Genomic DNA, 22,763 nt, shown 5'->3' on the forward strand with positions numbered 1-22,763 from the left:
CGCTGGTCAGAAGGGGGGATACGGGTACGGCGGCCGGCCCGGTCTCAGACCTCGCGGTCGACGACGAACCGCCCGAGCGCGAGGAGTTCGCCCCGCGCCCCGGCGTCCAGCTCGGCACCGCGCAGCGCGTCCTCCGCCAGCGCCATCCGCCGGGCGGCCTCGGCCAGCGCCCAGTCCCGGCCGCCGGCGTCCTCGATCAGGCCGGCCACGCGCCGCAGTTCCTCCTCGTCGGGTTCGCCGGGGGTGGTGAGCCAGGCGGCCAGCTCGTCGCTGAGCGGGCCGTCCTCGTTCAGCGCGCGGCTCACCGGCAGGGACTTCTTGCGGGAGCGCAGATCGGAGTGGACCGGCTTGCCGGTGACGGCCGGGTCGCCCCAGATGCCGAGAACGTCGTCGACCAGCTGGAAGGCGATGCCGATCTGGTCGCCGTAGAGCGCCAGCGCGTCCACCGTCGCCTCCGGTGCCCCGGCGAGGACGGCGCCGATCGCGGCGCTCGCCGACAGCAGCGCACCGGTCTTGCCGGCGGCCATGTCGACGCACTCCTCGACCGTGACGTGCGAGCGCTGTTCGAAGGACAGGTCCTGGACCTGGCCGCGGATCAGATGCCGGGTGGTGCGGGCCAGCAGCCGGGCGGCGGGCGCCGCCGTCGGCAGCCCGCTGTCCAGCAGCACCTCCTGGGCGAGCGCGAGCATCGCGTCACCGGTCAGGATGGCGCTGGAGGGACCCCACAGCTTCCACACCGTGCGCCGGTGGCGGCGCTCCTCGTCGCCGTCCATCAGATCGTCGTGCACCAGGGAGAAGTTGTGCACGAGTTCCACGGCGACCGCGCCGGGCAGGGCGACCTCCGGCGGGGCGCCGACCGCCTCGGCCGACAGCAGCGCGAGCGCCGGCCGTACGGCCTTGCCGGCGTCGGCGCTGGTGGGCGCGCCGCCGGCGGTGGTCCAGCCGAAGTGGTAGGCCGCCTGGTGACGTGAACGGTGGTCGAGCCGGTCGACGGCGGCGCGCAGCGCCGGGGTGATCGTGACCCGGCTGTTGCTGAGGCAGGCCGGGGCGGTGCTCATGCGGCGACCTCCGCGCGCCAGGGGGCGGCCGGGTCGTCGAAGATGCTGACGACCTGCCGCATGATGCGCCGTTCGGCCGGGTCGAAGGCCCGCTTGGCGTGCACGGTGCCGAGCTGGTCCCACATGACGATGTCCCCGGGCTGCCAGACGTGGCTGTAGGTGTACTGGGGCTTGCCCGCGTGGGCCAGCAGTTCGTCGAGCAGCTTGCGGCTGTCGTCGGGGGCTAGGTCGACGATCCGCTGGGTGTTCAGGCTGCTGATGTAGACCGACCGGCGGCCGGTGCGCGGATTGCGGGCGATGAGGGGGTGGATGGTGGAGGTGCCGTCCTCGGGCTGGATCTGTCCGGAGCTCTCACCGAGGGACACCTCGCCCTGGAGCTCCTCCTCGATGGTCTCCTCGTACCCGGTGCGCAGGGCGTGGCGGACCCGGTAGGAGTGCAGGCGGCTGCGCTCCTCGGGCGACAGCGACTCGTACAGGGCGTACATGTCGGTGAAGAGGGTCTCCCCGCCGCCGGAGGACGGCACTTCCACGGCCTCCAGGAAGCCGATCTGGGAGACGCGGGGGCGGAAGGAGTAGTCGGTGTGCCAGCCCATCCACTCGGCGTCGCCGACACCGATCTTGCGGCCGTCCTCCACCAGGTTGGAGACGATCAGGATCTCGTTGTGGCCGGGGTGGGCGCCGCTGGTCAGACCGGTCTTCGGGATGTACCCGAAGTGGCGGCCGAAGGCCAGGAACTCCTCGTAGGAGGGGGTCTCGTGGCCGCGCAAGACGAGGACGAGATGCGCGTCGAGCGCCGCCCAGATCGTCTCCAACCGGCTGTTGTCCATGTCGCCGGTGACATCGGCGCCGTGCACGACGGCGCCGAGAGCGGCGCCGGGTATCGGCGTTACGTCCATGGGCGTTGCCTCCTTTCGCTGAACGGTGGGGTGATCAGCGCAGTTCGAGGCCGGCGAGGTCGCCCGCCTCGCGCCAGCGCCTGAGGATGTTCACGAACTCCACCGAGCCGCCGCCGTAGCTGGAGTTGAGCAGGGGCAGTCCGCTCGGGTCGCCCTCGTTGTTGTAGAGGCCGGGCGTGCAGTTCTCCAGGAAGTCCATGTCGTTGGCGGCGAGCCGCAGGATCTCCTCGACCCATTCCTTCTCGCCGGCCTCCGAGGCCTCCACGACCCGGTGGCCGCGCTCCTCGACGCAACGGACGATGTGCGCGAGGTGCCGGGTCTGCTCGCCCAGCATGTAGGCGATGTTGACGTGCCGGCCGGCCTGCACCTTGGACAGGATGAAGCAGTTGGGGAAACCATTCACCTGGAGTCCGTGCAGCGTGTGCGCCCCGCCCGCCCACTTCTCCGACAGCTTCACGCCGTCGCGCCCGACGATGTCGTACCCGGCGCGGTCGGTGTACGGGACGGCGAACTCGTGCTCGTAGCCGGTGGCGAAGACCAGGCAGTCGACCGGGTATTCCCGGCCGTTCGCGACCACCCCGGCCCGGGTGAGCCGCTGAACGCCCTGCCCCTGGGTGTCGACCAGGGTCACGTTGGGCCGGTTGAAGGTCTGGAGGTAGCCGTCGTGGAAGCAGGGCCGCTTGCAGTACACGCGGTAGTACGGCTTCAGGGCGGCGGCGGTCGCGGGGTCGGTGACGATGTCGTCGATGCGGGCGCGCAGCTCCTCCATCTTGAGGAAGTCCGCCCGTTCGGCCGCGAGCGCCCGCTCCTTCGGGTCGCCCCCGGTGTCGCCGGTGGGCAGGATCGCTGCGGCCAGCTTGGCCGTGGTCTGGGTCCAGCGGTCCTGGACCAGGTCCTCGTCCTGCGGGACGCCGGAGGTCAGCGCGTGGAAGTTCTCCATCCGGCGCTGCTGCCAGCCCGCTTCGAGGCCGTCCGCCCAGCCGGACGGGGTGGGCCGGTTGCCGCGGACGTCGACCGCGGCCGGGGTGCGCTGGAAGATGACGAGCCGCTCGGCCCACTCGGCGAGGTGCGGGGCGAGCTGGATGGTCGTCGAACCGGTGCCGATGACGCCGACCGTCTTGTCCTTCAGCTTGGTCAGGCCGCCGGTGCTGTCGCCGCCGGTGTAGTCGAAGTCCCAGCGGCTGGTGTGGAAGGAGTGCCCGGCGAACGTCTCCAGGCCCGGCAGGGCGGGGAGTTTGGGGCGGTGCATGAGACCGATCGACATGGCCACGTACCGGGCCCGGATCAGATCGCCGCGGTCGGTGCTCACCAGCCACTTCCCGGCGGCCTCGTCCCAGCGCAGTTCGGTGACGGTGGTCTGGAAGAGGGCGTCGCGGTAGAGGTCGTACTTGTGGGCGATCCGTTGGAGGTGGGCGAAGATCTCGGGCCCGGTGGAGTACTTCTCGGTGGGTATCGTGCCGATCTCTTCGAGCAGTGGCATGTAGATGTAGCTCTCGACGTCGCACCGGACGCCGGGGAAGCGGTTCCAGTACCAGGTGCCGCCGACGTCGCCGGCCTCGTCGATCAGCCGGATGCGCTCGAGGCCGGTCTCCTTGCGCAGATGGGCGCCGGTCAGCAGGCCGCCGATGCCGGCGCCGACGACGGCTATGTCCACCTCGTCGGTGAGCGGCTCGCGCTCCTGCCGCTCGGTGTAGGGGTCGCGGGCGTAGCGGCTGAAGTCACCGCGCGCGAACCGGTAGGTGCGGCCGACGGTGCGCTTGTCGCGTTCCCGCCGGTACTTCTCCCGCACCGCTTCCAGGTCGATGCTCAGTGTTCCATCGCTACGGTCGTCGCTTTCGGCGCGGGCCACAGCTCCTCCTCGGGGGAAGGGGGCGGAAGGGAAACATGACGCCATACGTCGTCGAACTGATCGCGCAGCCGCAGCGGGGCGTCGGAGTTGCTGAAGAGGTAGAAGCGGTCGGAGCCGAGCGCCTCCCACACGAGGGAGGCGACGTCCTCGGCGCTCACCGAGGTGTCACCGCCCGCGCCGCGCGGGGCCGTCAGACCTTGGACCATGGGAGTGTCGACCCGGCCGGGACACAGCACCGACACCCGGACCCCGGTGCCCCGCAGATCGGCGCGCAGACTGCGGGCGACGGCGAGGTCCGCGTGCTTGGAGGCGGCGTAGGCGGCGCTGCCCGCGCCGACGACGAAGGCGGACATCGACGCGGTGTGGATCAGATGGGCGGGCCGGCCGCGCTCCAGCAGCCGGGGCACGAAGGCGCGGGCCACCAGGACGTGTGCCCAGTGGTTCACCTCGAAGACCTGCCGCATCCGCTCCAGCGGCACCTCCCACAGAGGCTGTCCCACGGGGCCGAGGACCCCGGCGTTGTTGCACACCACGTCGACGTCGCCGAGCACGTCGAACGCCGTTTCCGCGAGCCGTCCGACGGCGTCCGGGTCGGTCAGGTCCGCGGTCACGGCGGTGACCCGACCGCCCTGTGCGGTGAGTTCGGCGGCCCGGCGGTGCAGTGCGTCGCCCTCGACGTCGGCCATGACCACGCCGGCGCCGGCCCGTGCGAAGCGGGCGCTGAGGGCGAGGCCGATGCCGCTGGCCGCGCCGGTCACCACGGTTGTCCTTGTCTGTAGCTGCACTTGGCTGTCTCCGCTTCTGCGCGCGGGCCCGCCGAACGACGGCGCGCCCCTGCCGACGAGCAGGTCTGGACCGGATCGCGCCGTTCGAGGGGCGCGGGCTGTCACCGGGGGTCGGGGAGCTTCAGGCTGATCACCAGTACGGTCACCGCGAAGCACTCCAGCAGGGCGACGACGAGCACGGCCGCCGAAACCGTCGACAGCCAACCGGACAGGGAGACATAGAGGGTTCCGCCGACGGTCGCGCCCAGCGCGGTCGCCATCTGCTGGCTGGTCACCAGTACCCCGCTGCCCATGCCGGCCTGCGCGGGAGGCACGTCGGCGAGGATCATCCGGAACAGCGTCGGGCCGGTCAGCGCCGCGCCCGCCCCGAAGAACCCGATCCCGACGAGCACGAGCGCCAGGGAGGGATGCGGCCAGCCCAGCCGGATCACCAGCGCCAGCAGCAGCAGACCCGCGCACTGGACGAGGGCGCCCAGGGTGACGATCCGGCCGCCCAGGGCCGCCGCGATCCTCGGGGTGAACAGCGTCACCACGAAGAACGCCGCGGCGAACGGCACCAGCACCCCGCCGGAGGCGAGCCCGTCCAGGCCGAAGTGGCCCTGCGCGACCAGCGCGTAGACGAACAGGAAGGCGCCGAAGCCGGCCGAGAACGGCACCATCGCCGCCAGCCCCCTGCGCATCCCCGGATGGGAGAGCACGGACGGGGACAGCAGCGGCGAGCCGCCCCGCGCCTCGAGCCCGCGTTCGGTACGCACCAGCGCCAGCGCCGCCACCGCGGCGACCGCGAGCAGCGACCACAGCCACAGCGGCCAGCCCAGGTCGGGCCCCGCCACGACCACGGCCAGGACACAGACCATGGTGACACCGAACAGCCCGGTGCCCACCGGATCGAAGGCCGGCCTGGCGCCGGCCCTGGTCGCGGGGACGCGCCGGACGGCCAGCAGCGCGGCCACTCCGATCGGCACATTGATCGCGAAGACCGACCGCCAGCCGATGCCGGCGACGTCCAGCGAGACCAGCAGCCCGCCCAGGATCTGCCCGACGACCATGCCGAGGGCCGCGGTGGCGCCGTACATGCCGATCGCACGGGCGCGCGCCTGCCCCTGGGTGACCGCCTGGATCGTCGCCAGCACCTGCGGTACGAGCATGGCGGCGGCGGCGCCCTGCAGCAGCCGGGCGGTGACGAGGAACTCGATGGTCGGGGCGAGTCCGCACAGCGCCGAGGTGACGGTGAACGCGGCGAGCCCGCCGGCGTACAGGCGCCGTCTGCCGAAGGCGTCGCCCAGCCGTCCGCCCAGCACCAGGCCGAGGGCGTAGGTGAGGCCGTAGCCGGACACCACCAGCTCAAGCGCCGCTGGGCCGCCGTGGAGGTCGTCACTGATCGAGGACAGCGCCACATTGACGATGGAGGCGTCCACGATGGACAGGGCGTAACCGGTGAGCACCACCACGAGGGCGATGCCACTGAGCCCCGCGGCGGCCGGTTCGACGCCGGCCCGTGGCTCCTGTGCCGCGTCGGGCCCCGTCAGAGGGGGGAGACCCTCGCGTTTCGTCATGTGCTGCCTACCCGGGCGTTCGTGGGGGACGGTTGAGGCGGGTGAGGGCGACGCCGTCACTCGGTGGTGGTGGGCGTGCCGGTGATCTTCGACATGATTCCCTTGGAGGCGTCCTTAGCGGACTCCGGCCAGGGGGTCAGAGCGTTGAACCCGCGGTGCGAGGAGGCGGGCTGGATGCGGGTGTCCATCGACATCCGCATGCCGGCCGGGTCCACCGAGACGTTCGGCATGGACTTGTGACACATGAAGGCGTGGAAGAGGAGCACGTCGCCCGGCTCCATGGGCGAGAACAGCAGCCGCTCCTCGGCGCCGAACTCCTGCGCCGGGATTCCGCGCACGGCGTGGCCGAAGCGGCGGAAGTTCTCGGTGACGACGTGCTCGCGCGGGCCCTTCTTGTGGCTGCCGTCGGCGACGGCGACGCCGCCTGTGCCGGGAGTCGTCGGGAGCAGCGGTATCCAGGCGGTGCGGAAGTCCTTGTTCGGGCCTATGTAGAAGCCGTCCTGGTGCAGCGGCGTCAGGAAGTGCGGCTCCAAGGTGTCCGGGGCGGAGGGGTAGTAGCGGATCGTCGTCGACTTGAAGACGAAGACGGCCTCGCCGAAGACCTTCTCCCAGACCTTGAGGGACGAGGGGTGGTTCCACAGGTCGTCGTACTTGACGTGGTCGTGCATCGCCACCTCGTCGACCGCCTCGTAGGAGTCGATGGTGAGGGTGTCGAGCGTGGTGCCTGGAGCGGCGTGGCCGAGTGCGATCAGACCCTGGAGCATCTGCTCGGCGGCGTTCGCCACGAGTTCACGGTCCAGGGCGCCGCGCAGGTAGAGGTAGCCGTGCTCGTCGTAGAACCGGTCGAGGGCCTCACGGTCGTCGAGAAGAGGCGTGCAGTCGACGTAGTCGCTGAAAGTGTCCGGCATGGTTCCTTGTCCTCGTGACGTCTGTGCATGGGGGAAGGAGCGTCAAACATCCGGGCGGGCCGACAACTTGGAACTCGCGGCAGGCTTGCCTGTGACCAAGAACGGTGGACGGCTGTGCTTTCGCTCGTGCGACGCCACTCAGAAGGTGACGGGAATTTCGTCGAACCCGCCGGTGATCCGGTGCTCCTGCCAGCGCACCGACTCCTCGGGTACCGCGAGCCGCAGGTTCGGCAGTCTGCGGAACAGCCGCTCGAACACCGCGGTCAGCTCGATCCGGGCCAGCGTGCGCCCGATGCAGTGCCGGGCGCCGTGCCCGAACGCCAGGTGCGACTTGGGCTTGACCCGGGCCAGGTCGAACAGGTCGCCGTCGGGGTACGCCCGGCCGTCGTAGTTGGCCGCCCCGATGGCCAGCATCACCGCGTCTCCGGTCCGGATCACCGTGTCGCCGACGGTGATGTCGCCGTGCGCGTAGCGGGGTATGAGCGCGTTGGATCCCTTGCCGCCGACCCCCAGGCGCAGGATCTCCTCGACCGCGGCCGGCGCGAGTTCGGGACGCTCGGCCAGCAGGGCACGCTGGTCCGGATTGCGCAGCAGCAGCAGGGTGCCCAGGTCGATGCGCACAATGGTGGTCTCGTAGCCGAACAGCAGGACGGCGTTGCCCAATTGGGCGATGTCCGCGTCGGACAGCGTGTCGCCCGCCGCGGCTATCAGCTCGGACAGGATGTCGTCGCCCGGCTCGATCCGCTTGCGCGCCACCAGTTCCATCATGTAGTCGACAACCTGCTGAAAGGTGTTGGCCGAGTGCTGGTTGTCGCTCTGGTCGAACGTGCCTCTCGCCCACTGCCCGAACCGTTCCCGGTCGGCCAACGGCACGCCGAGCAGATCGCAGACCACCATGGTCGGCAACGGGAACGACAGCGCGCGGTGCAGGTCGACCGGCGGAGCACTGGCGGCCAACTGGTCGAGGAGTTCGTCCACATGGTGCTCGATCCGGGTCTTCATCAGGCGCATACGGCGCGTGGTGAAGCGGGGCACGAGCAGTGCGCGCATCTGCGCGTGCCTGGCGGGCTCGGTTTCGTGGTCGTCCCCGGCCATCAGCGCGACCATGAAGGCCCTGGCCGCGCTCTTGGCCGACTGCTCCGGCTTGGGATCGCTGAGACGGAGCCGGGGGTCGGCGAGCAGCGTCCTCACCTCGTTGTAGCGGGTGACCAGCCAGGCGTCTTCACCGGCGGTCCCCACCCTGGTGATCGGCCCCTCCCGCTGCAGTGCGAGCATCTGGGGTGCGATGCCGATGATGTCCGGGTTGTCGAACGGTAACCTCGGAAGTGCCGTCATGTGGCCTGTCCTCGTGGCGTCGTGCGTGGGATTCGTCGGGCATCCGGGCACTCCGGCGGCATCGGTGGCGTCGGGTGCGCTGCGCGCCGGTTCATGGGCGCGCCGAAGCGGCGGCCGCCGCTTCGGCGGACGACGGTTGCTGACGTGCGGGTGGTGCAGACGCCGGGCCGGCGAGAGACTACAGAGTCGACCCGATGAGAAGTGAGAGGTCGATGAGGCGGTTCGAGTAGCCCCACTCGTTGTCGTACCAGCCGACGACCTTGACCTGCGGGCCGGACACCCGGGTGAGGCCGGCGTCGAAGACACAGGAGGCCGGGTCGCCCACGATGTCGGTGCTGACCAGCGGGGCGTCCACGTAGGACAGCAGGCCCTTGTACGGGCCCGAGGCCGCAGCGGTGTACGCCTCCTTCACCTCGTCCACCGTGGTGCGGCGGCGGGTGGTGACCGTGAGGTCGGTGACCGAGCCGGTGGGGACGGGCACCCGCAGGGCGAAGGCGTCCAGCCGGCCGGCGAGTTCCGGCAGCACGAGGCCGATGGCCTTGGCGGCGCCGCTGGAGGTGGGCACGATGTTCAGGCCCGCGGCCCGGGCCCTGCGCAGGTCCTTGTGCGGGGCGTCCTGGAGGTTCTGGTCCTGCGTGTAGGCGTGGACCGTGGTCATCATGCCGGAGTCGACGCCGATGGCGTCGTGCAGCACCTTGGCCAGTACGCCGAGACAGTTGGTGGTGCAGGAGGCATTGGAGATGATGGTGTGGCGCTCGGGATCGTAGTCACCGTCGTTGACGCCCATCACCACCGTGAAGTCCTCGCCGCTGGCCGGAGCGGCGATGATGACCTTCTTCGCTCCGCCGTCGACGTGGGAGCGCGCCCTCGCGGCGTCGGTGAAGATGCCGGTGGACTCGATCACGATGTCCACCCCCAGGTCGCCCCAGGGGAGGGCGCCGGGGTCGCGCTCGGCGAGGACCTTGATCGTCCGGTCGCCCACGCGGATCGCGCCCGGTTCGGCGGTGATCTCCTCGGGGAAGCGCCCCAGAATCGAGTCGTAAGCGAGCAGGTGGGCCATCGTAGGCACGTCGCCCAGGTCGTTGACGGCGACGATCTCCAGCTCCGAACTCCGCGAGGCCGCCGCGCGGAAGACGTTGCGACCGATGCGCCCGAAGCCGTTGATGCCGATTCGCACAGTCATTGGTGTGTTCCTCACCTAGCGCTCTACAAGTCCATTGACGCGCCATTGCGCCGAGGTGCAATGCATACCGTGCGCCTGGACGAGGCCCCGGCACGCAATCGATCAGGAGCTTATATAAGTCTGCGATACATTTCCAGGGTGACTCCTACTCAGCGTGCCGACAGCAACACCGACTTGGATGTCGGCGACCTCACCAGAGCGATCGAGAACTTCAATCGCTACTACATCCGGCTCCCCGCCGTGCAGAAGCTGTCGTTCACGACACTGTCCGTGCTGGACACCCTGGCCGTCAGCGGGCCGAAGCGGCTGACCGAACTCGCCAAGACCGAGCAGATCAGCCAGCCAGGGCTCACTCAGCTCGTCACCCGGCTCGAGCGCGACGGTCTGGTGGAGCGTCGCCCCGACCCCACGGATGGCCGTGCCGTCCTCGTCCACATGACCGACAACGGCCGGAAGATCGGCCAGTCCCGGCAGGAGGACCGGGGCCGGCACCTGACCCCGCTGATCGCCCAGCTGACGCCCGCGGAACGACAGGCGATCGCCGCGGCCCTGCCCGCCCTGACCCGCCTGGCGGAACTCGGCGCCGAAGCCGGCCGGTAGGGCCGCGGCAGCCGCGCCGCCCCACTGGCTGCGAGCCCGCAACCCGCCGGACACGCCCGCCCGGCTGCCGGACGCGCTCAACGCCCGCCTGAGCGACGCCGATCGCCCCATCGGCCCGTCCCATCTGATGAAGGCGAGCGCCAGCCGCCCGGAGGGGCTTGACCCCATCTGGCGCACCCAGATCCTGCCCCTGCTTGAGGACCGGCTGTACGGCACCGGCATCGACGTGGCGGACGAATACGGCTTCGCCGCCCTCGGGGACTCCCTCGGCACCGAAGGCACCACCACCGTCGACCCCGGCCGGCCGAGCACGGAGGACGCGTGACCCACAGGGCCGGTCCCGTCCCCATCACGGTGAACGAGACCGGCCCCGGCACCATGCTGCCGCTCACCGGCGACCAGGTCGCCGGTCTGCTGCGCGTCCCCGGACTGGTCCGGCCGCACCCCGGCATCGGCGCCGACGCCAACCCCGACGTCGTACGCGTCCGCGACACCCTCCGCCACGCGGCCCTCACCTGGTAGGACCGTCGGAACGGGTCGGCATCAACCGGTACGACCCGTCTGGCCGAGGTAATGGACCAAGTCCGGAAGGATCGCGGAACTCACCGGAGCCGTCAGCCGGAACTCGATCAGCCGGGCTGGGCAGCCCTTGGCGACCAGCTGCGCGAGAGCGGTCAATCGGTGGTTGCCGTCGAGCACCAGGGCACGGCCCGGATCCAGCGCATAGGTCGCGAGGACCAGCGAGATGCCCTGGCCGTCGAGCCGGGTCGCGTACTGGTCCCGCAAGGCCTCGATCCGCAACCGTCGATCTCCCTGGAGGACGGACAGGTCCGTCACAAGTTCTGTGTGCCGGATGGGCACCGCCTCCTGATGGTCGTATTCGACCTCCCCGGCCGCGGAGGCGTCTCGATACCAGGGCGTGTGATAGCCCCCCAGGGCGGCCAAGCCGTAAGGCGCGAGGTCGGTGGAGATCATGGAGAGCCGGACGGTTCCATCATCCCGTAGGGCCATCTCGGACAGCGCTTGCCAGTCGAGGGTGGTGCGGATACGGTCCGCTCCCTCGGTGAAATGGGCGTGGAACACCTCGAATGACACCGGAGCGGTCCCGATCCGCAGCAGCTTCTGTGTCGTCGTGTCGATTCCGTCGGCCCAGTGAGCAGCCACGATCTTCGATCTCTTCGCATGGAACACGGCAGTTTCCCGCAGTGTCGCCACCACCGTGCAGAGATTGAACCAGTCGTCATGCGTCCACTGCGCATGGGAACGAAGCGAGGAGCCGAGCCCGTCCGTGATCGTCTCCAGCACCCGCGATACCGTCCGCAGATACTCTTCCTGCATCGGTCGCCGGGCGAGAGGCACCAGTGACAGGCCGGCTCTGCAGTCGTACAACGCCCGGTAGGTCAGCTCCGGGGCACTTGCGTCGCGCAACTGTGACACGGAGAAGGTCAGATAAGCGACCTTCTCCGTCAGTTCGAGATCGGCGAGTGCCTCCTGGATGTTTCCCTGACGCCGGGCAAGCAGCATGCCGACGACCATCGTGGTGACAGCTCCCAGACCGAAGCTGGATGCCCAGTCAGACCAGCTCCAGGGCTCGCCGCGCCACCACAGGAACAGATCCATGGCCCCGGCGGCGACGGGGAGTACGGCCAGGGGCCAATAGTCCGTCCATAACGACCGCGCTCTCGGCATCCTCGCTCCTCCTCCGGCCGCAAGGCCGCGGCCCCCTACGAGGAAGACAAGCCGTGCCGTCGGGCGGTTGCACCGCCGCCCCGTGTGCCCCTCCCGACCGGCCCCCGTCCGCTCACCGGGCGACGGGCCGTCGGCAACCGCTGTGGGCGTCACAGCGGTTGCGGGACGCGGCACCCCCTGTGGTGGCGCACCGATACGGCGGTGCCGTCCAGGATCTGCAACCGCTCGGCCGCCTCCCAGCGGCAGCCGCCACACCCATCCGCACGCGCAGCCCTCGCCACCCCATGCCCGGACTGCTCTCGGCAGCCGACCGAACTGATCGGCCCACAGCCCGTGAACGTGTTCACCCACACCCGCTCGGCCCTCAACCCACCATCCTCTGCGGGCTAAATATTCCCTTCACGGCCTTGCGCAAGAACTTTCGGGTCGGCGGCGCATTCAAGTGCACTTCTGGGTGAATCGGCACCGCCAGACTGATCAGTCGACGGTGACGGTCAAGATCTGGGAGCCGGTGTACTGGTGGATGGCGTTCTCGGCGTAAATCTTGACGTACGCGGGAGCGGTGTTGGGCGCCTTTTTGAAAGAGAAGGAGTTGCCCAGAATGACCTGGGGCGCAATGAAGCAGGGGTACTGCGGCGTAGGACCGCAAGAGCCTGGCCGGTAGTTGCGCGTGATGGTGTCGGCCGGGTCCTTGGGATCCCAAGTCACCGTGACTGTCTGGCTGGCGATGTCGTAGGTGTAGGCGAGCCCTGTCGGGGCGGGAGCGGCCGCGTCCTGCGTCTGAGCGGCCAGGAAGGAGCGTTGCGGCTGTGCCATCACCGGTGCCGCCACCACACCCAGCGTCAGAACCACCCCTGCACTCAACACACCCATGCGCATCACGTGCGTCATTGAACCCATCAGCCTTCTCCATGGTTGATGACGTCGACCGAGGCACGGGCCGATCGCCAGGTGTCGAATCCCGGCGGATCGTAGACACCGTCCCGCGACCAACACAGAGACGTCGAGTGATCACGCAGTGAACGTCAACTTGCCACCAGGTACGCCGGTTGTCGGTGAACGCCGTGTCTGGCGTTCACCTGTCCCAGCGACGCCGGCTGCCCGATGCCCGCGTAGGGGTCTGGTTCGCCAGTCATCGGGTCCTGGCCCGCGTGGAACCGGCGTTCCTGCTCCTCGTGATGGATGAAGGTGCCCACTCGTCCCCACAGTGAGAGATCGCTCAAACGCCGGCAAGCGCGGCCGCCGGTCGTTGCCGCCCGCGGACCGGACCGGCCGGCATCAGCGGCTCGATCCGGTCACATCGCAGCAGTCCCCGCTGTACTCATGGGCGCAGGGACAGTGGTCGGCCGGCTTGTGATGACCGAGGACTTGGCTGGTTCACACGGTTCACGCCTGGAACTCGGTGAGATCGATGGCGTGAACGCGCAGTGGGTAGCCGTACACCGGGTGTGTCGTCTCCCGCTCAGGCACCATGCCGAGCTTGCGGATGACGTTCTCGGAGGCGTTGTCCCCCACCCGGTTGATGCTGACGACGCGGTCCAGGCCGCGGTCCTGGAGGGCGAACTCCAGCGTGGCGTGCGCGGCTTCGGACGCGTATCCCTGGCCCCAGAACTGTGAGCCGAGCCGCCAGCCGATGGCCACGGCGGGCATCACCTCGGGCACGAACTCGGGCACGTACAGTCCCGTGAAGCCGATCAGCTCGCCCGAGGCCAGCAACTCGACGGCGAAGAGACCGAAGCCCTCCTCGTCCCACTCCTCCTCCCATCGCTCGATGTCCTCGGCCGTGTGGTCCAGGTCGCGCACCGAGCCGTCGTCGATCCAGCGCATGACCCGTGGGTCCGCGTTGATGTCCGCCATCGGCGCGAGGTCGTCGTCGTGCCAGCTACGGAGGAGGAGACGGGGTGTGATGATCTCGGTCATTCGCCCATCCTCCCGAAGGTGCCCGCCTTATCGGTAATCCGAATGCCGGTGTCGGCGAGTTGGTCGGCCTGGGTCCGGAGGCCACTTGGACAGAGAAAACGCAACTTCGACATGGCCCGCAGAGGCAGGTACCTTCACTTGGCCTTCGGCGATCGCCCACGGTCGCAGCGGAGTTGCTTCAAGCTGAGCCACTCGTGACGGGATGAGTCGGTCACCCTCGACGAGTCCTCGCCGCCATGCGTAAGCCACCGAATCGGGTCCACACCAGGCACCCCAACCAGGGAGAGACGTATGCCCCATCTTGCGCTGTACACATTCGGTGTCCTGAAGTCACCTCTCGCCGATCCCGCACCTGAGACGCGAGAGTTATACGACATTGGTGAGGCCGTCTACCGGAAGTTCAGTCAGCAACCCGGGTACCTCGCTCGCGCTGAAGCGGCAGGCGGTGACCGGGGCATGCTCTTCGAGGCGGACTGGGGTGCGTGGGGAGAGTTCGCCGTACCGACCTGGTACGGCAAGGGCCGTACCGTGGAAACCACCGCCCTGGCCGCGACTCTCTCACTCTGGACCGACCCGCGCCCCGCCTTCGACGCCATCTGCACCGGTCTGCACCGTGAGGCGCTGAACAGGCGCTACGACTGGTTCGAGAGGACAGGACACCCGAATTACGTGCTCTGGTGGGTCTCCGACGGCGTGATACCCACCTGGCAGGACGGGGTCTCCAAGCTGGAACACCTCCGCGACCACGGCTCCGCGCCGCACGCCTTCACCTTCCACCACTCGTTCACCCCGGAGGGAACCCCGACCAGGATCAAAGGCATCGGGCCGAAGAGAGACCAGGTTCGCTGACAAAAAGCCTTAACGACCGCATGTGCTGTCGAACGCCTTGGCCGGCCACCGACGCCTACCCGCCAGAGGTTACCGCGCGCGGTGCACAGCGGACGCCGCATCTGGTCGAGGCCGGAGCGGCCGCAGTACCGCCATCCCCTCCTCGAGGCCGACCTTCATGGCGAAGTCGAACCGGTTCACCTCCAGACACAACTCCACATCGGCGGGGTGAGCACCGCGGCGCCGCCCGCCGCGCAGGTCGTCCGCGGCTGGGGAGGTGCGGGCACGGAGCAGATATGGGTCGGGGTCGGGGCGATCTCCGGTCAGGAGCCGGCCCAGGTACTCGGCGCAGGCCAGATCCTCCGCGGCCCGACCGTCCTCGCCGGTGGCAACAAACGTCACCGAGTCGGCAACATCCGCCAGGGCACGAGCCGTTGCGCCGGCCACGGCGAAACTGGCGCACAATGCCAGTTTCGCCTCGACGACCGCCAGGGCACCAACGGTTCCCGCAGTGGTCTTCTGGATCACGGTTCGGCCGGACAAGTCGGTGTCCCGGATCACGCCAGGGGAGTTGACCAGGTCGAACCCGTGAACCGGTGCCCCGTCCTTGAGCGCAAGCCAGCCCGGGTGACACGCCTTGATCGCCAATGCCTCGCCCACGTCCGCAGCGAGAACGATCTTGTCGGCCCCGCGATGGAAAGCCCAAGCGGCGGTGGTGAACGCCCGCATCACATCGATCACAACGGCCACGTCTTCGGTGCCGTCCACCTCGGGTATCCCGACTACGCGCGAGTCCATGCCGGGATGGTCGCAGGCCAATAAGGCAGCTTACAAGGCACATTGACGGCCTTTCGGTGACTCGGGACCTGCTGGGCTCCTCAGCTGCGCTCGCGCTCGTGCGGGGCCGCCGTCGGTTGCGGGCGGATGGTGAGGATCTGCTGGGCGTGGCCGAGGGGGCCGTGGACGTCGTGCAGGACGCTGGTGGTGACGCCATGGCCGGTGGCGCCGAAGGTGACGGTGGTGTCGAGGCCGGTCCAGCGGCCTTCCGGTTGGCGGTGAAGGTGGATGGTGAGGTCGACGTTGGGGAACATCCAGGCGGTGGGTGGCTGGCGTATCGCGATGCCGTTGGCGGTGTCGACGAGCGCTACGTAGGACGCGAGCGGGCTGGAGTTTTGTCCGGCGACGAGGTCGAGGCCGGTGGAGATCCAGGCGGTCGTCCGGCCCGGCTGTGGGGCGGCGAGGGGCCGTACGTCCAGGGAGGCGATGTAGCCGCCCGGCCACACGTCGGTCAGGGGCCACGAGGCGAGTTTGTCGGGAGAGGTGAGCGGTGCCGGGGCGCCGCCGGCGACTGCGGTGGTGTCACCGGCGGCGAGCAGCCAGGCGCGAGCCCGCACCACAGGGCGGTCGGCGATGAGCGCGGTGGCTTCGATCAGTTCGATCGTGCGGCCGGGCCGGATCGTCTCCACCCGGATCTCGCACTCGTCGAGGGCGAGGCGGCCGAGGATGTCGAAGCTGATCCGGGACACGACCAGGCTGTTGTCCGCCCGCCTGGCCAGGTGGCGGTCGATGGCGTGCACGACGAGGCCGCCCAGCGGGCTGAAGTGCTGTTCGTCGGGGTCCCACGCCCCGCTCGCGTGCGCGGTGGGCTTGTAGCGGCTGGTGTCGATGGGCTCGTAGTAGCTGCCGGTGCTCAACGGGGTGTCCTTCTCAGTGGGTGAAGACCGTGCTGGCCAGGGTTACATGGACGGCTGTGCCGCCGAGGATGCTCAGCCGGGCGTTACGGCGCCACAGGTGCGGGCCGGGGGTGACGGCCGGCGCGGCGAGCGGGGCGGCGGCGCGGGCCTCGGTCACCGGCAGGTCGTGCAGGCGGTGGACGACCAGGATCACCATGACGCCGGCGGGCATGCGCATGCTCAGGGCCTGCACGGTGGCGCCGGCACGCAGCGGGGCGAGGGCGGCGAAGGGCGGGGCGGTCAGAGTGCATAAGGGCAGAGACTGACCTTGTCGCGCTCGATGAAGAGCTCGACCCACGTATCGGCGACATCTTCGGGCAGCGGATCAGCAAGGTCCAGCAGGATGTTCGTGCCATCGAAGTCCAGCAGAGCCGCACCGTCCTCCGTGACGGTCAGACGTCCCCGCAGGACCACGCAGTGCCCGCCGGTGCGGAGCCCGGGACCGGCACCACCGGTACCGACAGCGGGGCTGGCGTTCCGCCCCCAGACGATGTCCTCGTCGATCGTCCACTCGACGTGGTACTCGCCGGGCTCCGCGGCAGGATCCCCGCACCACCGGACCGCGGTGTGACCGAACGGTGTCCGGACATCCGCAAGCCAAGGCCTTGCGGGAAATTTCGCGACCTTCACCAGTTCGATCAGCACCTCTCGATCATGCGGCATCCGCGTTGCCGGCGGAACGCGTGAAGTGTCGGCGCTGCCTGACACGGGTCGTCGGAACATGTGCGCTTGGCGCGGCCCCGGGCGTCACCCGGGGCCTGCCATGGTGTGCGCCGCGGACAGCTGGGTGTACGCGACCGTCGGTCAGGCGGTGGGCGCGGTGTGGACGCGCTGTCCGTCGATGTAGGTGAGATGGACACGGGTCTCGGCGATGGCCTCGGGCGGAACGCTGAAGGGGTCCCGGTCGAGGACGACGAGGTCGGCCCGGTTGCCGGGGCGCAGGCTTCCGGCGTCGTCGAGGTGGTTCACGTAAGCGCTGCCCGCCGTGTAGGCGGTGAGTGCGGCGGTGAGATCCAGGGCCTGCTCGGGCAGGAACGGCTTGTCGGCGGCGCCGGGCAGGGTGCGGTTGACGGCTACATGGATGCCGGCCAGGGGATCGGGGCTGGAGACGGGCCAGTCGCTGCCGGCGGCGAGGGTGGTCCCGGCGCGCAGGAGGTCACCGAAGGGATACTGCCAGGCTGAGCGTTCCGGGCCGAGGAAGGGGATGGTGAGCTCGTCCATCTGGGGTTCGTGGGCGGCCCAGAGGGCCTGGATGTTCGCGGTGGCTCCCAACTGCCGGAAGCGTTGGATGTCCTCGGGGTGGACGACCTGGAGATGGGCGAGGTGGGGGCGGGTGTCACGGTAGCCGTTGGCGGCGCGAGCGGCGGCGACGGCGTCGAGGGCTTCGCGCACGGCGCGGTCGCCCAGGGCGTGGAAGTGGACCTGGAAGTCGGCGGCGTCCAGGGCGGTGACGTACTGCTTGAGGGCCTCGGGGTCGACGAAGCTCAGACCGCTGTTACCCGTGGCGCATCCGCAGCCGTCGAGGTAGGGGGCGGTCATGGCCGCGGTGTGGTTCTCCGCGACCCCGTCCTGCATGATCTTGACCGTGGAGCAGCGGAGGTTGCCGTGGGTGAGGCGTTGCCGGTCCTGCAGCAGGTCGGGGATCTGTTCCTCGCCCACGGACCTGCGCCACCACAGCGCGCCGGTCACCGAGGCGGTCAGGGTGCGGTCACGGGCCGCGGTGAGATAGGCGTCGGAGGGATCGGGGTAGCCGTCCGCCCCGCACAGCAGGGCGTCCTGCCAGGCGGTGATGCCGAGGCCGTGCAGGAGTTCCTGGGCGCGCAGCAGTCCGGCGAGACGGTCGGCCGCGGTCTTGGGCGGCAGGTGGGCGCCGACCAGGGACACCGCTCCTTCCTGGAGCATGCCCACGGGGCCGCCGGCCGGGTCGCGTTCGATGCGGCCGTCCCGCGGGTCGGGGGTGGCGGCGGTGATGCCGGCGATGTCCAGGGCCCGGGTGTTGACCCAGGCGCCGTGGTGGTCCCGGTTGAGCAGGTAGACGGGCCGGTCGGGTACCAGGGTGTCGAGGAACTGCCGGGTCGGTATGCCGCCCTCGAAGCTTTCCATGGACCAGCCGCCGCCGGTGATCCACTCCCTGTCCGGGTGGGCGTCGGCGTAGGTGCGGATGCGGCGGGCGTACTCGTCGGGGTCGGTGGTCCCGGTCAGGTCGCACTCGCCGAGTTCGATGCCGCCCATGACGGCGTGGATGTGGGCGTCCTGGAAGCCGGGCAGCAGCAGGCGGCCGTGCAGGTCGACGACTTCGGTGCGCGTTCCGATGAGGTCCTTGACCTCGTCGTGGCCGACGGCGGTGATACGGCCGTCGGTGACGGCCAGGGTGGTGGCCCGGGTGCGAGCCGGGTCCGTGGTGAGGACCGGGCCGTTGGTGAAGACAAGGTCCGCGGCGGGCTGGGACATGAGGTGAGGAGGTCCAATCGCTGGGGTGTGCGGCGGAGTCGGAATGGCGCCGGAGTCAGGACAGGGAGTCGGCTTCGGCGGCCGGGACGGCGACGTTCGGAGTCCTCCGGGCGAAGGCGGGGGCACGGCGGTACCACTTGGCGATCGCGGACACCACGAGGCCGGCCGCGAGGATCACGGTGGGGCACAGCAGGTTGAACCAGCCGTTGTCCACGCTGACGGCGAAGGTGTCGCTGAGGGTCGCGTAGTACAGCGCGAGGTAGGCGCCGAGGGCGAACAGAAGGACGGCGCACACGGACGGCACGAGGACGGCCAGGACGGCTTCGCCCGGGCTGGTGCGGATGAGGCCGCGGAAGCGCAGGGCGCAGGCGATGGCGGTGAGTCCGTAGTACAGCGCGACGAGGATGCCGATGGCGTTGACCGCGGCCAGGATCGCCTCGTTGAGCTTGGGAATCACCACGGTCAGGACGGCGACGGCGGCGGAGATGACCGTGACGATGACAGTGCCGGCGGTGGGCCCGCCGTGCCGGGCGCTGATGCGTGCCCAGACGGGTCCGAGGGTGCGTTCGCGGCTCATGGCGAGGGTCAGCCGGGCGGTGGGGATGATGCCGGCCTGCAGGGAGGCGACGGCGGAGAACATGAGGGCGATCAGCGGCAGGGTGGCCCAGGGCTCGTCGGCGAGCCGGGAGGCGTAGTAGGTCAGGCCCTGGGGGCCGGTGTCACTCATCTCGGAGGCGGTCATGACCCGCTGGAAGGCGACGGCGCCCAGGAGGAACAGACCGAGCATGGTGAACAGGGCGATGTAGCTGCCCCGGGCCGCGTCACCGGTCTGCTCCGTCTCCTCGGTGACCGAGAACGCGGCGTCCCAGCCCCAGTAGAAGAAGACCGCCAGGACCAGGCCCTGGGCCAGGGCGGAGGGCGAGTCGAAGGCGAACGGGCTGAACCAGGACAGGGAGAAGGACTGGTCGCCCGCGATCAGGCCCCAGCAACTGAAGACCAGCAGCACGGCGTACTCGAAGACGAGCAGGTAGGTCTGCAGACGGGTGGCCTTGTGGACGCCGGTCACGGCGGTCACGGTGACCGCGGCCAGGACGAGCAGGCCGATCAGGGTGCACTGGAGAGTGGAGTTGGCGTCCAGGTGCCGGCCAAGAAGGCTGTCGACGCCGGCCCTGTGGGCGCACTGCACGAGGACGGAGCCGGTCACGGACGTGGTGTAGGCGAGGAAGACGACGCCGCCGGCGAGCGGGACCCAGCCGGCGATCATCCCGAGCCACGGGCCCATGCTGCGTCCGACCCATACGTATCCGGCGCCGCAGTTCGGTTCCGCCTTGTTCAGTCGGGCGTACGCGCTGGCGATGCCGAGCATCGGCAGGAAGCCGAGCAGCAGGATCAGCGGAGTCTGCCGTCCGGTGATCGAGGCGAGCACGCCCATGCCGATACCGATGCTGGTGGTCGCGGCGGTACTCGACGCGGCCAGTACGACGCCGTCGACGACGCCCAGCGATTTCTTCAGCTGTGGGGACGAAGTGGTGTGTTCCATGGGCAACCGGTCCAGGGTGGCGGGACGCACGCGCGGCGTCCGTGAGCGGTGGAGGAAGGGGTACCGGTGCGGCGGCTGGGCCGCGGTGGTGCGCGGACCGTCGCCGCGTTGCGACGTAGGAGTGGTGGGTACGTCGGACCCGCCCGGGCGCAGCCGTGCCGCCGGACTGCCGGTCAGGTCGGCCCGGACCGACCCGACCCGCGCAGTGACCGTCGGTACGAGCCGCACGGACGTGTCGCGCTGGTGGAGCCACATCAAACAGCTCTGGACTTTTAAGGTCAATCGCGTTGTCATAAGAGCGGTCTGCCGCACGTTCCCTCATGGATCGGAGTCCGGGTGAGCACCTTCGATGACGCGGATGACGCCGTCCCTGCCAGCCGGCTCGCGGCCGGGCGGCGGCGCCGTACGACGCGGGCGGGCACGGTGCTCAGCCAGGAGCTGATCGTGCGGACAGCGATCCGGCTGCTGAGCCAGCACGGCCACGACGCGCTGGGCGTGCGACGCCTCGGCATCGCGCTGGGGGCCGACCCGTCGGCGCTGTACCGCTACTTCCGCAGCACCGACGACCTCGTCCTCGCGGTCGCGGACGAACTGATCGGGATGAGCCTCGAAAACGTGCGGCCTACCGGCGACTGGCGTGATGACCTGCGCCTTGTCGGGATCAACCTGCACCGCACGTACACCGCCCACCCTCATGCCGCGGTGCTCGCCGCCTCCCGGGTCACCCGTCGCCCCAACGAGATGAGAGGCGTCGAGCTCGGCCTGGGCATCCTGCGTGGCGCCGGCTTCGGACTGGAGGACGCGGCCCTCTACTACCACCGGTTCATCGACTTCACGCTGGGCTTCGCAGCCATCGACGCGGCCGCCAACGCCCTGCCGACGGAAGCCGGCGCGGCCGACCGCGCGGCCTGGCGCGAGGTGTACGCCTCCCTGCCCCCCGACCAGTACCCCCGCATCGCCGAATCCGCCCACACCCTGGCACGGACCATGAGCACCAGCGCCTACCCAGGCGCGCTGGAGGTCTTCCTGGACGGACTGCAGGCCGCACTCGACCGGCACGCCCGGTGACGGCGTGCGGGACGGACCGATGCCGTCGCCCGCCGGGCCGAGCGGGCGCCGAGTTCGAGAGTGACGTCCCGGGCGAGCGCGCCGAGGCCGCCGCCGCATGAACCCGCGTCCCCCGAACCACCGCTGCGGTGGGGGAGCACTGCGACGCGGCGGTTGGAACCCACCCGAAGCAGTACAAGGTCTGGCAGTAGTGCGTCTGGGTCCGGCCTCCCGGGGCACGCGGAGGGGAGATCACCGGACCCGGTGAAGAGGTGGAGAGGCGGGGCGCGTGGCCGAACAGGAGCAGGTGCTGGACGCACAGGGGAGTCGGAGCACGGGGCGGGAGGACGACCTGTTGCACGGGCTCGCGGTGGACGATCGGCAGCCGGAGCGGCCGGTGCTCCTGGACGGCGACGGTCGGCCGATCGAGACCTGGCGGGAAAACCATCCGTACGACCACCGGGTCGGGCGACGCGAGTACGAGCGGACCAAGCGGATCCTGCAGATCGAGCTGCTCAAGCTGCAGCGGTGGGTGAAGGAGACGGGGCAGCGGATCGTCGTGGTCTGCGAAGGGCGGGACGCGGCCGGCAAGGGTGGCGCCATCAAGCGGTTCACCGAGCGGCTGAACCCCCGTGGCGCCCGTGTGGTCGCGTTGGACAAGCCCACCGAGCGGGAGGCGGGGCAGTGGTACTTCCAGCGGTACGTCACCCACCTGCCGGCTCGCGGCGAGATCGTCTTCTTCGACCGGTCCTGGTACAACCGGGCGGGAGTCGAAAGGGTCATGGAGTTCTGCTCGGAGGAGGAGTACCGGCAGTTTCTCCAGCAGGCACCGCTGTTCGAGAGGTTGCTGACCGACGACGGCATTCTGCTGGTGAAGTTCTGGTTCTCGGTGTCGCGTGCCGAGCAGCGCACCCGGTTCGCCATACGGCAGGTCGATCCGGTGCGCCGCTGGAAGCTGTCCCCGACCGATCTGGCCTCGCTCGACCGCTGGGACGACTACACCGCGGCCAAGGTCGACATGTTCCGGGCGACCGACACCGCGCACGCGCCCTGGACGGTCGTGAAGAACAACGACAAGCGGCGGGGTCGGCTGGAGGCGATGCGCAGTCTGCTGAACCGGTGCGACTACCCGGCCAAGGACCTGGCGGCGGTGGGTACGCCCGATCCGCTGATCGTCGGTGCGGCTGACACCCTGCTGGAACCGGGCGAGCAACCAACGGCTCTCTCGCCGACACCGCTGGCAGGACCCGGCGGCGGACCCGGGAACCATCCGGACCCGAGCTGACGGTCGGGTGGCTGACCCCCTTGGAGAAGAACTGGCGCGCCGGTCCGCGGTGTCTGCCCGCATGGCAGCTGAGTTCCGCCCCGTTCCTGGCCGCTGCTCG

At 69.8% G+C, this 22,763-nt stretch carries 23 protein-coding genes; 6 read left to right on the top strand and 17 right to left on the bottom strand.

Going from position 1 to position 22,763, the window contains the following annotated elements:
* Positions 1–44: 44 nt before the first annotated feature.
* The 8 genes from ABZ478_RS22565 to gap all read right to left on the bottom strand — a co-directional run bounded on the left by ABZ478_RS22565 (position 45) and on the right by gap (position 9,570).
* Complete coding sequence (locus ABZ478_RS22565; protein ID WP_359552188.1) at positions 45–1,058, bottom strand: polyprenyl synthetase family protein; 1,014 nt, start codon at positions 1,056–1,058, stop codon at positions 45–47.
* Positions 1,055–1,954, bottom strand: coding sequence for a neopentalenolactone/pentalenolactone F synthase (gene ptlD / locus ABZ478_RS22570; protein WP_359552190.1), 900 nt, complete (start codon positions 1,952–1,954; stop codon positions 1,055–1,057). Before ptlD ends, ABZ478_RS22565 begins: the two co-directional genes overlap by 4 nt.
* 34 nt (positions 1,955–1,988) lie before the next feature.
* Complete coding sequence (gene ptlE, locus ABZ478_RS22575) at positions 1,989–3,803, bottom strand: neopentalenolactone/pentalenolactone D synthase (protein WP_359552192.1); 1,815 nt, start codon at positions 3,801–3,803, stop codon at positions 1,989–1,991.
* Positions 3,761–4,588 carry a 1-deoxy-11-beta-hydroxypentalenate dehydrogenase gene (ptlF, locus tag ABZ478_RS22580; RefSeq protein WP_359552194.1) on the bottom strand — a complete coding sequence of 276 codons (828 nt, stop codon included), beginning with the start codon at positions 4,586–4,588 and terminating at the stop codon, positions 3,761–3,763. Before ptlF ends, ptlE begins: the two co-directional genes overlap by 43 nt.
* Before the next feature lie 101 nt (positions 4,589–4,689).
* Positions 4,690–6,144: an MFS transporter gene (locus ABZ478_RS22585; protein WP_359552196.1), complete on the bottom strand. Its 1,455-nt coding sequence runs from the start codon at positions 6,142–6,144 to the stop codon at positions 4,690–4,692.
* Between the two features lie 56 nt (positions 6,145–6,200).
* The gene (ptlH, locus tag ABZ478_RS22590) at positions 6,201–7,052 is read right to left on the bottom strand and encodes a 1-deoxypentalenic acid 11-beta-hydroxylase (protein ID WP_359552198.1); all 852 of its coding nucleotides are present in this window, start codon (positions 7,050–7,052) and stop codon (positions 6,201–6,203) included.
* Between the two features lie 138 nt (positions 7,053–7,190).
* Positions 7,191–8,387: a pentalenolactone synthase gene (penM, locus tag ABZ478_RS22595; RefSeq protein ID WP_359552200.1), complete on the bottom strand. Its 1,197-nt coding sequence runs from the start codon at positions 8,385–8,387 to the stop codon at positions 7,191–7,193.
* Positions 8,388–8,565: 178 nt separating this feature from the next.
* Positions 8,566–9,570, bottom strand: coding sequence for a type I glyceraldehyde-3-phosphate dehydrogenase (gap, locus tag ABZ478_RS22600; RefSeq protein WP_359552202.1), 1,005 nt, complete (start codon positions 9,568–9,570; stop codon positions 8,566–8,568).
* A 138-nt stretch (positions 9,571–9,708) separates the two neighbouring features.
* On the opposite strand from gap, the gene ABZ478_RS22605 reads away from it, so the two are divergent.
* The 3 genes from ABZ478_RS22605 (at position 9,709) to ABZ478_RS22615 (ending at position 10,692) form a co-directional block, all read left to right on the top strand.
* Positions 9,709–10,170, top strand: a complete 462-nt coding sequence (locus tag ABZ478_RS22605) for a MarR family transcriptional regulator (protein WP_359552204.1) — start codon at positions 9,709–9,711, stop codon at positions 10,168–10,170.
* A gap of 127 nt (positions 10,171–10,297) precedes the next feature.
* On the top strand, positions 10,298–10,495 hold the full coding sequence (locus ABZ478_RS22610; RefSeq protein WP_359552205.1) for a hypothetical protein: 198 nt from the start codon (positions 10,298–10,300) through the stop codon (positions 10,493–10,495).
* Complete coding sequence (locus ABZ478_RS22615; protein ID WP_359552206.1) at positions 10,492–10,692, top strand: hypothetical protein; 201 nt, start codon at positions 10,492–10,494, stop codon at positions 10,690–10,692. The genes ABZ478_RS22610 and ABZ478_RS22615 overlap by 4 nt, the downstream gene beginning before the upstream one ends.
* Positions 10,693–10,713: 21 nt before the next feature.
* On the opposite strand, the gene ABZ478_RS22620 is transcribed toward ABZ478_RS22615, so the two are convergent.
* The 3 genes from ABZ478_RS22620 to ABZ478_RS22630 all read right to left on the bottom strand — a co-directional run bounded on the left by ABZ478_RS22620 (position 10,714) and on the right by ABZ478_RS22630 (position 13,779).
* Positions 10,714–11,790 (bottom strand): hypothetical protein, encoded by a 1,077-nt coding sequence (locus ABZ478_RS22620; protein WP_359552207.1) that lies wholly within the window; start codon positions 11,788–11,790, stop codon positions 10,714–10,716.
* A 546-nt stretch (positions 11,791–12,336) separates the two neighbouring features.
* Positions 12,337–12,759: a hypothetical protein gene (locus ABZ478_RS22625; RefSeq protein ID WP_359552209.1), complete on the bottom strand. Its 423-nt coding sequence runs from the start codon at positions 12,757–12,759 to the stop codon at positions 12,337–12,339.
* A gap of 486 nt (positions 12,760–13,245) precedes the next feature.
* Positions 13,246–13,779: a GNAT family N-acetyltransferase gene (locus tag ABZ478_RS22630; RefSeq protein WP_359552211.1), complete on the bottom strand. Its 534-nt coding sequence runs from the start codon at positions 13,777–13,779 to the stop codon at positions 13,246–13,248.
* Between the two features lie 291 nt (positions 13,780–14,070).
* On the opposite strand from ABZ478_RS22630, the gene ABZ478_RS22635 reads away from it, so the two are divergent.
* Positions 14,071–14,628: a DUF3291 domain-containing protein gene (locus tag ABZ478_RS22635; RefSeq protein ID WP_359552213.1), complete on the top strand. Its 558-nt coding sequence runs from the start codon at positions 14,071–14,073 to the stop codon at positions 14,626–14,628.
* Positions 14,629–14,697: 69 nt separating this feature from the next.
* Here ABZ478_RS22635 and ABZ478_RS22640 read toward each other — a convergent pair whose 3' ends face one another.
* The 6 genes from ABZ478_RS22640 to ABZ478_RS22665 form a co-directional block, all read right to left on the bottom strand.
* Positions 14,698–15,405 carry a 2-phosphosulfolactate phosphatase gene (locus tag ABZ478_RS22640; RefSeq protein WP_359552215.1) on the bottom strand — a complete coding sequence of 236 codons (708 nt, stop codon included), beginning with the start codon at positions 15,403–15,405 and terminating at the stop codon, positions 14,698–14,700.
* Positions 15,406–15,485: 80 nt separating this feature from the next.
* A complete protein-coding gene (locus tag ABZ478_RS22645; RefSeq protein WP_359552217.1) occupies positions 15,486–16,301 on the bottom strand; it encodes a thioesterase family protein in 816 nt (271 codons plus the stop codon).
* 13 nt (positions 16,302–16,314) lie between these two features.
* Positions 16,315–16,599, bottom strand: coding sequence for a branched-chain amino acid ABC transporter (locus tag ABZ478_RS22650; RefSeq protein WP_359552356.1), 285 nt, complete (start codon positions 16,597–16,599; stop codon positions 16,315–16,317).
* Positions 16,581–16,985 carry a hypothetical protein gene (locus ABZ478_RS22655; RefSeq protein ID WP_359552219.1) on the bottom strand — a complete coding sequence of 135 codons (405 nt, stop codon included), beginning with the start codon at positions 16,983–16,985 and terminating at the stop codon, positions 16,581–16,583. The genes ABZ478_RS22650 and ABZ478_RS22655 overlap by 19 nt, the downstream gene beginning before the upstream one ends.
* A gap of 159 nt (positions 16,986–17,144) precedes the next feature.
* Positions 17,145–18,791 carry an amidohydrolase gene (locus tag ABZ478_RS22660; protein WP_359552220.1) on the bottom strand — a complete coding sequence of 549 codons (1,647 nt, stop codon included), beginning with the start codon at positions 18,789–18,791 and terminating at the stop codon, positions 17,145–17,147.
* 55 nt (positions 18,792–18,846) lie between these two features.
* Positions 18,847–20,331: an APC family permease gene (locus tag ABZ478_RS22665; RefSeq protein ID WP_359552222.1), complete on the bottom strand. Its 1,485-nt coding sequence runs from the start codon at positions 20,329–20,331 to the stop codon at positions 18,847–18,849.
* 336 nt (positions 20,332–20,667) lie between these two features.
* Here ABZ478_RS22665 and ABZ478_RS22670 point away from each other — a divergent pair, with 336 nt between their 5' ends.
* Both ABZ478_RS22670 and ppk2 read left to right on the top strand, forming a co-directional pair.
* The gene (locus ABZ478_RS22670) at positions 20,668–21,399 is read left to right on the top strand and encodes a TetR/AcrR family transcriptional regulator (RefSeq protein WP_359552224.1); all 732 of its coding nucleotides are present in this window, start codon (positions 20,668–20,670) and stop codon (positions 21,397–21,399) included.
* Between the two features lie 268 nt (positions 21,400–21,667).
* The gene (gene ppk2 / locus ABZ478_RS22675; RefSeq protein WP_359552226.1) at positions 21,668–22,663 is read left to right on the top strand and encodes a polyphosphate kinase 2; all 996 of its coding nucleotides are present in this window, start codon (positions 21,668–21,670) and stop codon (positions 22,661–22,663) included.
* The last annotated feature ends 100 nt before the right edge of the window (positions 22,664–22,763 follow it).

Origin of the sequence: Streptomyces sp. NPDC005706 (assembly GCF_040631045.1) — a bacterium.
In the GTDB taxonomy this organism is placed as follows: domain Bacteria; phylum Actinomycetota; class Actinomycetes; order Streptomycetales; family Streptomycetaceae; genus Streptomyces.

Bases quoted from the DNA above. Each gene is read 5' to 3' on its own strand.
- ABZ478_RS22565 (WP_359552188.1), bottom strand. From the start codon at position 1,058: ATGAGCACCGCCCCGGCCTGCCTCAGCAACAGCCGGGTCACGATCACC.
- ptlD (WP_359552190.1), bottom strand. From the start codon at position 1,954: ATGGACGTAACGCCGATACCCGGCGCCGCTCTCGGCGCCGTCGTGCAC.
- ABZ478_RS22585 (WP_359552196.1), bottom strand. From the start codon at position 6,144: ATGACGAAACGCGAGGGTCTCCCCCCTCTGACGGGGCCCGACGCGGCA.
- ptlH (WP_359552198.1), bottom strand. From the start codon at position 7,052: ATGCCGGACACTTTCAGCGACTACGTCGACTGCACGCCTCTTCTCGAC.
- penM (WP_359552200.1), bottom strand. From the start codon at position 8,387: ATGACGGCACTTCCGAGGTTACCGTTCGACAACCCGGACATCATCGGC.
- gap (WP_359552202.1), bottom strand. From the start codon at position 9,570: ATGACTGTGCGAATCGGCATCAACGGCTTCGGGCGCATCGGTCGCAAC.
- ABZ478_RS22610 (WP_359552205.1), top strand. From the start codon at position 10,298: ATGAAGGCGAGCGCCAGCCGCCCGGAGGGGCTTGACCCCATCTGGCGC.
- ABZ478_RS22620 (WP_359552207.1), bottom strand. From the start codon at position 11,790: ATGGATCTGTTCCTGTGGTGGCGCGGCGAGCCCTGGAGCTGGTCTGAC.
- ABZ478_RS22625 (WP_359552209.1), bottom strand. From the start codon at position 12,759: ATGGGTTCAATGACGCACGTGATGCGCATGGGTGTGTTGAGTGCAGGG.
- ABZ478_RS22630 (WP_359552211.1), bottom strand. From the start codon at position 13,779: ATGACCGAGATCATCACACCCCGTCTCCTCCTCCGTAGCTGGCACGAC.
- ABZ478_RS22635 (WP_359552213.1), top strand. From the start codon at position 14,071: ATGCCCCATCTTGCGCTGTACACATTCGGTGTCCTGAAGTCACCTCTC.
- ABZ478_RS22640 (WP_359552215.1), bottom strand. From the start codon at position 15,405: ATGGACTCGCGCGTAGTCGGGATACCCGAGGTGGACGGCACCGAAGAC.
- ABZ478_RS22660 (WP_359552220.1), bottom strand. From the start codon at position 18,791: ATGTCCCAGCCCGCCGCGGACCTTGTCTTCACCAACGGCCCGGTCCTC.
- ABZ478_RS22665 (WP_359552222.1), bottom strand. From the start codon at position 20,331: ATGGAACACACCACTTCGTCCCCACAGCTGAAGAAATCGCTGGGCGTC.